The 9,215-nt window shown below is 63.6% G+C and carries 10 protein-coding genes; 5 read left to right on the top strand and 5 right to left on the bottom strand.

Annotated elements, in window-relative coordinates:
• Positions 1 to 728 (top strand): class I SAM-dependent methyltransferase (locus ACHIRB_RS26655; protein ID WP_395127799.1); only part of this gene is annotated, 728 nt, incomplete at its 5' end.
• A gap of 57 nt (positions 729 to 785) precedes the next feature.
• On the opposite strand, the gene ACHIRB_RS26650 is transcribed toward ACHIRB_RS26655, so the two are convergent.
• From ACHIRB_RS26650 to ACHIRB_RS26635, 4 genes are read right to left on the bottom strand one after another with little or no spacing between them, the layout of a single operon-like run.
• Positions 786 to 1,205 carry an SRPBCC family protein gene (locus ACHIRB_RS26650; protein WP_395126625.1) on the bottom strand — a complete coding sequence of 140 codons (420 nt, stop codon included), beginning with the start codon at positions 1,203 to 1,205 and terminating at the stop codon, positions 786 to 788.
• Between the two features lie 2 nt (positions 1,206 to 1,207).
• Positions 1,208 to 2,572, bottom strand: coding sequence for a flavin monoamine oxidase family protein (locus ACHIRB_RS26645; protein WP_395126624.1), 1,365 nt, complete (start codon positions 2,570 to 2,572; stop codon positions 1,208 to 1,210).
• The gene (locus ACHIRB_RS26640) at positions 2,569 to 3,507 is read right to left on the bottom strand and encodes a carbohydrate kinase family protein (protein WP_395126623.1); all 939 of its coding nucleotides are present in this window, start codon (positions 3,505 to 3,507) and stop codon (positions 2,569 to 2,571) included. Before ACHIRB_RS26640 ends, ACHIRB_RS26645 begins: the two co-directional genes overlap by 4 nt.
• A gap of 2 nt (positions 3,508 to 3,509) precedes the next feature.
• Entirely contained in the window at positions 3,510 to 4,178 is a 669-nt protein-coding gene (locus tag ACHIRB_RS26635; RefSeq protein WP_395126622.1) for a class II aldolase/adducin family protein, read from the bottom strand.
• Positions 4,179 to 4,316: 138 nt separating this feature from the next.
• Between ACHIRB_RS26635 and ACHIRB_RS26630 the strand changes: the two genes are divergently transcribed.
• The 4 genes from ACHIRB_RS26630 to ACHIRB_RS26615 all read left to right on the top strand — a co-directional run bounded on the left by ACHIRB_RS26630 (position 4,317) and on the right by ACHIRB_RS26615 (position 8,307).
• The gene (locus ACHIRB_RS26630) at positions 4,317 to 5,222 is read left to right on the top strand and encodes an SGNH/GDSL hydrolase family protein (protein WP_307829976.1); all 906 of its coding nucleotides are present in this window, start codon (positions 4,317 to 4,319) and stop codon (positions 5,220 to 5,222) included.
• A 309-nt stretch (positions 5,223 to 5,531) separates the two neighbouring features.
• A complete protein-coding gene (locus ACHIRB_RS26625; protein WP_395126621.1) occupies positions 5,532 to 6,479 on the top strand; it encodes a GDSL-type esterase/lipase family protein in 948 nt (315 codons plus the stop codon).
• Between the two features lie 46 nt (positions 6,480 to 6,525).
• A complete protein-coding gene (locus ACHIRB_RS26620) occupies positions 6,526 to 7,410 on the top strand; it encodes an oxidoreductase (protein WP_395126620.1) in 885 nt (294 codons plus the stop codon).
• Between the two features lie 18 nt (positions 7,411 to 7,428).
• A complete protein-coding gene (locus ACHIRB_RS26615) occupies positions 7,429 to 8,307 on the top strand; it encodes a TIGR03619 family F420-dependent LLM class oxidoreductase (protein WP_395126619.1) in 879 nt (292 codons plus the stop codon).
• A gap of 33 nt (positions 8,308 to 8,340) precedes the next feature.
• Here ACHIRB_RS26615 and ACHIRB_RS26610 read toward each other — a convergent pair.
• Positions 8,341 to 9,215, bottom strand: an 875-nt coding sequence (locus tag ACHIRB_RS26610) for a PucR family transcriptional regulator (RefSeq protein ID WP_395127798.1), incomplete at its 5' end; no start/stop codon positions are given.

Below are 9,215 nucleotides of genomic sequence, written 5' to 3'. Positions count from 1 at the left end.
GACCACACCCCATTTTCACCCCAGCAGCGCGTCCGGAGGGCACCTTTAACTCACGAGGTGCGGAGCCCCCGTACCTGATCACAGCGCGCTCGCTCGCCGAGTACCTCGCGATGTTCGGCCTAGCCGAGAAGGACATCCGCGGCCGAATACTCGATTGCCCAGGCGGTGCAGCCAGTTTCACTGCGCAAGCATGCGAACTCGGCGCTGAGGTCGTCGCCGTCGACCCGATCTACGCCGCACCCGCGGCCGAGGTCGCGAAGCACGCGCTCGCGGAGGCGGGACGCAGCTCAGCATGGACGACGGCGTCGGCAGCGCGCTACGTGTGGGACTTCTACGGTGACGCGGCAGGCCACCACGACTCCAGGCGCGCTGCCGCACAACGCTTCGCGACCGATATCGTGGCACACCCGCTGCGCTACATCGCGGCATCGCTACCCGCACTCCCCTTCGCCGACAACACCTTCGATCTTGTGTTGAGCTCCCATCTGCTGTTCACCTATGCCGACAGACTCGACCTCGCGTTCCATGTCGCAGCACTGACCGAGTTGGCGCGCGTCAGCGCAGGCGACGTTCGCGTGTATCCACTGGTCGACCACGCCGGTGACAGGTTGGACGATCTTGTAGCCGAGTTGCGAACCGAATTGAGCCGCAACGGAATTACATCGGACATCCGACCAGTCGAGTTCGAATTTCAGCGCGGCTCGAACACGATGCTCGTGCTCGAATAATCGGTGGCGGCTTCGCCGCTCGTGAGTCCTTTCGGAGGGCGGGACCACCGAAAGGACTCACGAGGCGCGCAGCGCCCCATCGACAACCAGACCCACCACCGTCGGCAGGCCACGTGCAAACTTGCGGCCGACCGCCACGCCGAACAGCGGCGCCAACGGGCCGTCGATGTGCACACCGTGAGTCACCCGTACACCGTCTGCGACGGTCTCGATTCGGTGCGGAAACGACAGCACAGCCAGCGGCAGCCGGATCGCGAAGTTCATCGCCACGTTCGGTTCGAGTTCGGTGAACGTGAACCGTTGCGCCGGACCGGATGTCTTGACCTTGCCGGTCGCACCAACCGCCACAGGGCCGTCGACGCGCGCCCATGTCAGATCGGGATCGTCCTCGGACCAGGTGGCCATGGTCGTCCACCGGTTGTAGACGGCCTCGGGCGACGCAGACGTCACTACGCCGTATTCGTATGTCCATGCCATAGTCAGTCTCGATTCTCTACAGTCACAAGGCATTCGCGGGCCGCACGTTCACCTGCACGGACGGCGCCGTCCATGTATCCGGCCCAGCGGTCCGCGGTCTCGGTACCCGCCCAGTAAATCGGCCCGACCGGACGCGCGAGCCAGCTGCCGTAGCGGGTGAGCGCACCTGGCGGCACGGCCGAAGTCGGCCCACCACCGATCCAGTCCTCGCCGGCCCAGCGCTGGTCGACGAAAGCTGTCGGATGCATCGCGTCGTCGCCGAACACTGTTGCGAACGAGGACAACGCGCGCAGCCTGCGTTCGTGAGGAGGTAACCGATCGTAGGACCGTGCGTAGTCGGCGCCGATGAAGCCGAGCAGTATGCCCGGACCGTCGGCGGACGGACTGGTGTCGAACGTCGCGAAGATCGGCCCCGCATCGGACAGCGTCTGACCGTTGAGACCGTTGTCGCGCCAGAAGGGTCGCTCGTAACTGGCATACACCTTCGTCAGCACACCCTGCGGCCACCGCTGGCCGAGACTCCGATGTTCCACCGGGAGTACGGGATAGAAGTCGATGCGGCTGCGCATCGCCGGCGGCACCGCGACGATCACAGCTTTTGCGGTCACCGTCCGCGAACCAGCGCTCACTGCCGCCCCGCCGTCGGACCATTCGACCCTACGGACCGCGGACCCGAGACTGATCGACTCGCCGAGCCTTTCGGCCATGCTCATCGAAATCCTCTGCGTACCATCAGGAAAGTGCTCTTGCTGCGCGCCGCCCTTGGTTGCGAGCATACGGTCGATACCGCCACAGCCGCGGATGTAATCGAGTACGTACAGCATCGAAATCTCCGCAGGCTCACATCCCCACGACGTCTTTGCGACGATCGCGAACAGGTCCTTGCTCGATTGCGACGCATGTTGTGCGGCAAGCCAACTCGCCAAAGTGTGCGAGTCGAGTTCGGCAGCGTTCTTCCCGTCCCACGGCGTACCCTGCGGGAGAGCCTTGGCGAGCCGATCGATCTTGAATTGCAGACGGCCGATGTCGACCAGATTTCCGACGCCGAGGCTCGGCACCGTTCCGGAATAACGTCGCACTCGACCGCGCCACGACACCGCCGATTCTCCAACGGTATTGGTCGGATGATGGGCACATGCCGTTTCCTGTGCGAGGGCAAGGATCCGGTCCTGCGTCGGGCCGACGAAGGTGCCGCCGAGGTCGACGTTGGCACCGTCGAGTTTGTGATTCAGGGTGCGACCACCCACTCGGTCGTTCGCTTCGAAGACATGCACGCTGTGCCCCAACGCAACGAGATTGCGCGCCGCGGACAAGCCCGACAGACCGGCGCCGACGACGACGACATCGACCGCAGGCGAGGACGTCACACCACCACACCTGTCTGCTGTGCGGCGGCGATGTAGGAATCCAGACCCGCGAGGTCGAACGATCCATGGTCGCTACCGAGACCGGTCGCCACGTGTGCGGCTGCCGCACAACCTAATTCGGCCGAAGCCTGCAGGCTGCGACCGAGTGCGATACCTCGCATGAAACCTGCCGAGAACGCGTCGCCACAGCCCGTGGTGTCGACAACGTCGATGGCGAAAGCGGGTACTGCCGTGCTTGTTTCGGCATCCACCACCAGCGCGCCGTCTGCACCCGCGGTCGCAGCAACACACCCGACCCCACGATCGAGCAACATTCTGCACCCCTCGAGCAGGGTCGAGGCGTCGGTGAAGCCGAGCACCTGTTCGTCGTTGGGCAGCAGATAGTCGAGGTGCGGCAGCGCGGGCGCGATCCACTCGAGCAGACCAGGGTTGCCAGGCGCAAGAATATCGGCCGAGGTGACGACGCCGTGTTCGCGTGCGTGCGAGAGGATCACGGCGGCCTTTTCGCCGCCGAGAAACTCCGGTGCGCCGAAATGCAGGTGCGTCGCGCTAGCGATCAGGTCCATCGGCACGTCGTCGAGTCCGTACCCGACGGTGGCGCCGACGACGTGGAACGCGGGCCGATCACCGTTCGGACGAATCGGCAAAACCGTTGCCGAAGTTTGGAATTCGGCCTTACGAACGAGATACTCGGTCGAGATGCCGAAGTCCTCCAACAGCATCGTGAGCATTCGGCCCGCATTGTCGGTACCGATAGCACCGGCAGAGTGCACTTCCGCACCCAACTTTGCGAAGGTGAGCGCCGTACCGCCTGCCGCACCAGCCGCGGTCACTTTGATCTGCTCGACTAGTTGAGACCCTTGACCTTCCGGTATCTCGGCTACCGGACGGGCGAGCACATCGAGGATGTACACCCCGAGGGCGACAACTTTCATGACTACGCTCCTGCAGTTTCGATGTCCGACAACGGTTGTGTCGTTCCGTATTTCATTTCGACGGCAGCCTGTACAACGGCCATCTGCGCAGCCTGATCGAGAGCGCGGACCTCCCCCATCGACCGCGCCCGCCAGTAGATCGTGGCGGCCCATTCCAGCAGCTTGCTCGATTCGACCGCTGCAGCCAGGTCCGCACCGTAGGTGACGGCACCGTGATTCGCCAGCAGTGCAGCCGACTTACCTTGCAGCGCTTCGACTACCGCTGCCGCGAGCTCCGGACTTCCGAACGTCGCGTACGGCGCAACGCGGACACTGCCGCCGAGGGTGAGCATCTGGTAGTGCACGCAGGGCAGTTCGTCCACGACGCACGACACCGCAACACACGTCGTCGCGTGTGTGTGCACGACGGCGCCTGCGCCGAAGTTGCGATAGATCCCGAGGTGCAGTTCCAGCTCCGAGGTGGGTTCGAACTCTCCGTCGAGCACCTCGCCGTCGAGGCCGACGATCGTGACCTGAGCATCGGTCATCGATTCGAACCGTGCGCCGGTTGCAGTTATGGCCAGGGCATCCCCGACCCGCGCACTTACGTTCCCTGCGGTCCCGAGCACCAGACCGTCGGCCGCGAGTGTGCGGCATGCTGCCGCGACTGCCCTTCTGACCTCGTCCGACATTTTTCCTGTCTGCTTTCGATTGCCGCATTCGATCACCGCCGAGGGTTGCTTGCAACGGTGACGTGGATTACAGTCCCAGCTTAACTGGACGAATGACCAGTTCGCAACCGATCCAACCCAACATCTCCGAGGAGCACCGTGGCGTCGTCGAATCCCCGCACCGGATCCATTGGCCGTTATGTCGCAGCAACGTCGGCGGGTCTGCTGCTAGCGGCTGCCGCGATCGCTATCCAAGCCGCCCCACGGGCGGACGCAGCACCGATCGGCGAAACCTATGTCGCCCTTGGAGATTCCTACGCTGCGGGTTCTGTGGTCCTGCCACAGACCGAATTGCTCACCTGCGCACGTTCGGCAATCAACTACCCAGCACTTGTGGCAAAAGAACTTGGTGCGACAACTTTCCGGGACGTCACCTGTGGCAGCGCAACAGCAGAGGATTTCGTTCACCCGCAGGCTGGCAACGTGCTCGGTACCGCGGCACCGCAGTACGACGCCCTCAGCGCCGACACCACGCTCGTCACCGTGACCATCGGCGGCAACGACATCGATCTGGCCGATTCGGTCTTCACGTGTGTCAATCCTCTACCGGAACCGAACGGAAGGTCGTGTGCGGACGGGTTCACCGCAGGTGGACGGGATGTATTCGCGGATCGGATCGCGGAGTTCGCACCGACCTACGGCACAGTCATCGATCAAATTCGCTCACGTGCACCGCAGGCGGAGATTGTCCTCGTCGGCTATCCATCCGGCTTCCAGCCCGGCGGTTGCCCCGGCATGCAGCCTGTCTGGCCGCGCGATGCCGACTACATCCAGCGCACCCTCACCGCGCTGAACGCCGTCATGGCAGAACAGGCAGCAGCCAACGGCGCGACCTACGTCGATGTCGCAACTTCCTCGGTCGGGCACGACGCTTGCGCGGCACCGGGCGTCCGCTGGCTGGAAGGCATCGTTCCGTCCAGTCCGACCTCGCTGGCACCGATCCATCCGAACGCCGCGGGCCAAGCCAACATGGCTCGTCAGGTCCTTGCTGCACTCGGCCGATGAGGACCCTACGTTTCGCCGTTGTTGCAGTAGCTGCGGCCACAACGTTTCTCGCACCGACTGCAACGGCGGCGCCGGCACTATGTGACGGCAACTGGGTCGGGTCGTTCAGCGCTGCACCTGGTTTCGTCAACTCGACACCGCCGCAGAATTCGACGGTCCGCGCAATCGTGGTACCCCATCTCGGTGGTGAGACACTCCGACTCACCATGACCAATCGCTTCGGAACGCAGCCGCTGACCGTCGAGACCACCTACGTCGGACGAAGCGTCGACGGGAACGGCCGAGCTGGTCGGCGGCACCAACACGCCCGTGACCTTCGACGGTCGCGGAACAGTCACGATTCCGCCGGGCGCCGACATCGTCAGCGACGCTGTGCGATTCGACACCGTCGCCTTCCAGCCACTCGCCGTGAGCATGTATCTCGGACAGGCAGCGGCGACGTCCGAGCATTTCGACGCTCATCAAATGAGCTGGCTCGCAATGGGTTCCAATGCGGCAGCTGATGTGGGCGGCCAGCGTTTCACCGTGCCGTATCCGCTGCTCCCCATCGTGAACCGCGTCGACGTGGAGGCCACTGCGGGCCGCACGATCGTCACCTTCGGCGATTCGATCACGGACGGCTTCCACAATGTGCCGATGCAGCTGGGCACCTTCGGCGCCAACCAGCGCTACCCCGACTACCTTGCTCGGCGCGTCGCGGCAACACATCCGAAGGTCGGTGTCGTCAGCGCTGGTATCAGCGGCAATCAGGTGACCCGCGACGCCACCCCCGGCTTCGAAACAACACTCGGCTACGGACCATCCGCAGTCAGTCGCTTCGACCGCGACGCACTGGCCGTGCCCGGCGTCACCGACGTCATCCTGATGGAAGGCACCAACGATCTCGCAAGCACCTTTCACGCACCGTCCACCATCGAGCAAATCACCGCCGGGCTCGCCGAGTTGATCACCCGAGCGCATGCGCGTGGCGTCCGCGTGCACCTCGGCACCATTCCGCCACGGACCGACGTCCTGGCACCACCCGACGCTTATGCATCGATCACCGCAATCAACAACTGGATTCGCACAGCGTCCGAAGCTGACTCGGTCGTCGATTTCGATGCGACGCTTCGTGATCCGCAAAATCCGGCGAAGCTGCATCCGCAGTTCGACAGCGGCGACGGCATACACCCGAATTCGGCGGGCTACCAGGCGATGGCCGATACCGTCGACCTTGCCACCGTGCTCGACGGCGGACCCGGACCGCGCTGCGACTGACGACCTTCATTGACGGCACGGGCAGGCGCAACTAGCGTCATCGCGCATGCCTGAAACGCAGTGGACCGCAGCCGACGTCGGCGACCAAACGGGTCGGACGTTCATCGTCACCGGAGCGAACAGTGGGCTCGGCGAGGTCACCGCGCTGACCCTTGCCGGTGCGGGCGCACAGGTGATCCTCGCGTGCCGCAATGTCGAGAAGGCGAACGTCGTTGCAGCCGAGATCGGCGCCAACGCGACCGTTCGACAACTCGATCTGTCCGACCTCGCATCCGTCCGGGCCTTCGCGAACTCGGTCGACGGTGTCGATGTGTTGATCAACAATGCCGGTGTGATGGCCCTGCCGTTGCGGCGAACCGCTGACGGTTTCGAGATGCAGATCGGCACGAACCACCTCGGTCACTTCGCGTTGACGGGACTGCTGTTCGACAAGATTCGCGATCGGGTCGTCACGATGTCGAGCGGCCTGCATGCCTACGGATCGATCGACCTCGACGACCTCAACTGGGAGCATCGCCGCTACGACCGGTGGCGTGCCTACGGTCAGTCGAAGCTCGCCAATCTGATGTTCACCTACGAATTGCAGCGCCGACTCGACGCCGCGGGATCGTCGGTCCGCTCGGTCGCGGCACACCCCGGGTACGCCGCGACCGGTCTGCAGGCCCATACCGAATCGATCTTCGACCGCCTGATGTCGGTGGGAAATCGGCTGATCGCCCAGAGTGCCGAGATGGGCGCTCTGCCAGGGCTTTTCGCTGCCACCGCACCGGACGCCGAAGGCGGTCGCTTCTACGGCCCACGTGGTCTCGGCAATCTGCGTGGGCATCCGGTCAAGGTCGGGTCGACAAAGAAGTCGAAGGACGAAGACGTGGCGGCGAAGCTGTGGACCCTGTCGGAACGTCTGACCGGTGTCACGAACTTCATCACGTAGCGCACGAAGGAGCAGCAGATGCGATTCACCTACGCGGAAGCATTGACTGATCCGGCGTACTACATACCTCTTGCGCAGGCGGCCGAAGAAGCCGGCTACACCAGCATGTGTGTCGCGGACAGCCTTGCCTATCCGGAGCATTCGGACTCTACATATCCGTACACCCCCGACGGCAGCCGACAATTCCTTGACGACAAGGCCTTCATCGAAACTTTCGTTCTCACAGCGGCTTTGGCAGCATCGACAACCACATTACGATTCACACCATTCGTTTTGAAGTTGCCGATCCGGCCACCTGCGCTGGTAGCAAAGCAGGCCGGTTCGGTTGCCTGGCTCAGCAACAACCGACTCTCGCTCGGCGTCGGCATCAGCCCGTGGCCGGAAGATTTCGATTTGCTCGGCGTTCCGTTCGAGCGTCGTGGCGCGCGTATGAACGAATGCATCGAGATCGTTCGCGGCCTGACCGCAGGTGGCTACTTCGAATATCACGGTGAGTTCTACGACATCGCAAGTACCAAGATGACGCCCGCGCCGACCGAGCCCGTACCGATACTCGTCGGCGGTCACAGCGATGCCGCGTTGCGTCGGGCCGTGCGGCTCGGCGACGGGTGGATGCATGCGGGCAGCGACGGTGCCGAACTGGATCGTCTGCTCGCAAGGCTCGACGAATTGCGGTCGGAGTCCGACCGAAAGTTCGACCGGCCCTTCGAACTTCACGTGATCTCGCTCGACGCCTATACGGTCGACGGGATCAAACGTCTGGAAGACAAGGGCATCACAGACGTCATCGTCGGCTTCCGGCTCCCCTACAGCGTCGGCCCCGACACCGAGCCGCTGAACGTGAAGATCGACAACCTGCGTCGCTACGCGGACAGCGTCATCGCCGGCGTCGGCTGACGCGACGACAGACGTTTCGACCGACGTCAAGGCTCACGGCGACCGACGGTCGATCTCGAACGCAAGGCACAACTCGGCGATATCACGCGGCCGACTCAGCGACCTACCTGTCCGCTCCTCGATACGGTGCAGTCGATGCCGGACCGTGTTCGGGTGGCAGAAGATCTTCGCGGCTGTCTCGTTCGCTGACCCACCCGCATCGAGCCACGCCTCGAACGTGTCGACAAGAATCCTGCGCTCTTCACCTGGAAGCTCGTCGAGCGAACCGAGCACCGACTTTCCGATCCTGGCCATCACCTCCGGTGCACTCACGGCGGCGTACGCGAGAGGCGATTCGTCGAAGACCGCTACCGTCGATCTCGATGCGCCACGCCGCCCGCTGTGCCCAACAGCAAGCCTCGCGAGCCGCAGCGCGTCGCTCGTTGCGGCAAGATCGAGAAACTGCGGACTGATCCCGACGTTCGCCGATGCCAACGATTCGAAGACCTCGATCATCATGCCGAGCACCTCGGGCCGGCGGACATGCACGATCCCGACTTGCAGGTCGGGCAGTAGTCGCCACGCGGAGCGGATGTCGCGGACGTCGAGCCTGTTCGCGATCTCCGGAAGCGCGAGTTTGCCGATTGCTGGAACCTGCGCTGCCACAACGACATACGGACCTGATATCGGCATTCGCAGCGCGTCGGCAGCTTCCCAAAGATTCTGCTCGTCGGTGATTCGCCGAAAGAGGAGGGCCTCCACAAGCGCGGAATGCTCCTCCTCCTGGTCGAGAACCTGAATCGTCAGCTGCGCTCGGTACGCCGACGTCATCGCCTGAGTGAAGACGTCTTGAGCGACGAGAATGTGCGACTGGGGTGTACCAATGATCTTGGACAGTGACTCTCGTTTTGAGAGAGGATCTGTACGTG

The organism is Antrihabitans spumae, assembly GCF_043944905.1.
GTDB classification, from domain to species: domain Bacteria; phylum Actinomycetota; class Actinomycetes; order Mycobacteriales; family Mycobacteriaceae; genus Antrihabitans; species Antrihabitans spumae.
Note: the sequence above shows the minus strand (reverse complement) of the source record. Positions and strands in the feature narration are given on the sequence as shown.

Coding starts and splice junctions, on each gene's coding strand:
- ACHIRB_RS26650 (WP_395126625.1), bottom strand. CDS start 1,205: ATGGCATGGACATACGAATACGGCGTAGTGACGTCTGCGTCGCCCGAG.
- ACHIRB_RS26640 (WP_395126623.1), bottom strand. CDS start 3,507: ATGAAAGTTGTCGCCCTCGGGGTGTACATCCTCGATGTGCTCGCCCGT.
- ACHIRB_RS26635 (WP_395126622.1), bottom strand. CDS start 4,178: ATGTCGGACGAGGTCAGAAGGGCAGTCGCGGCAGCATGCCGCACACTC.
- ACHIRB_RS26620 (WP_395126620.1), top strand. CDS start 6,526: ATGCCTGAAACGCAGTGGACCGCAGCCGACGTCGGCGACCAAACGGGT.
- ACHIRB_RS26615 (WP_395126619.1), top strand. CDS start 7,429: ATGCGATTCACCTACGCGGAAGCATTGACTGATCCGGCGTACTACATA.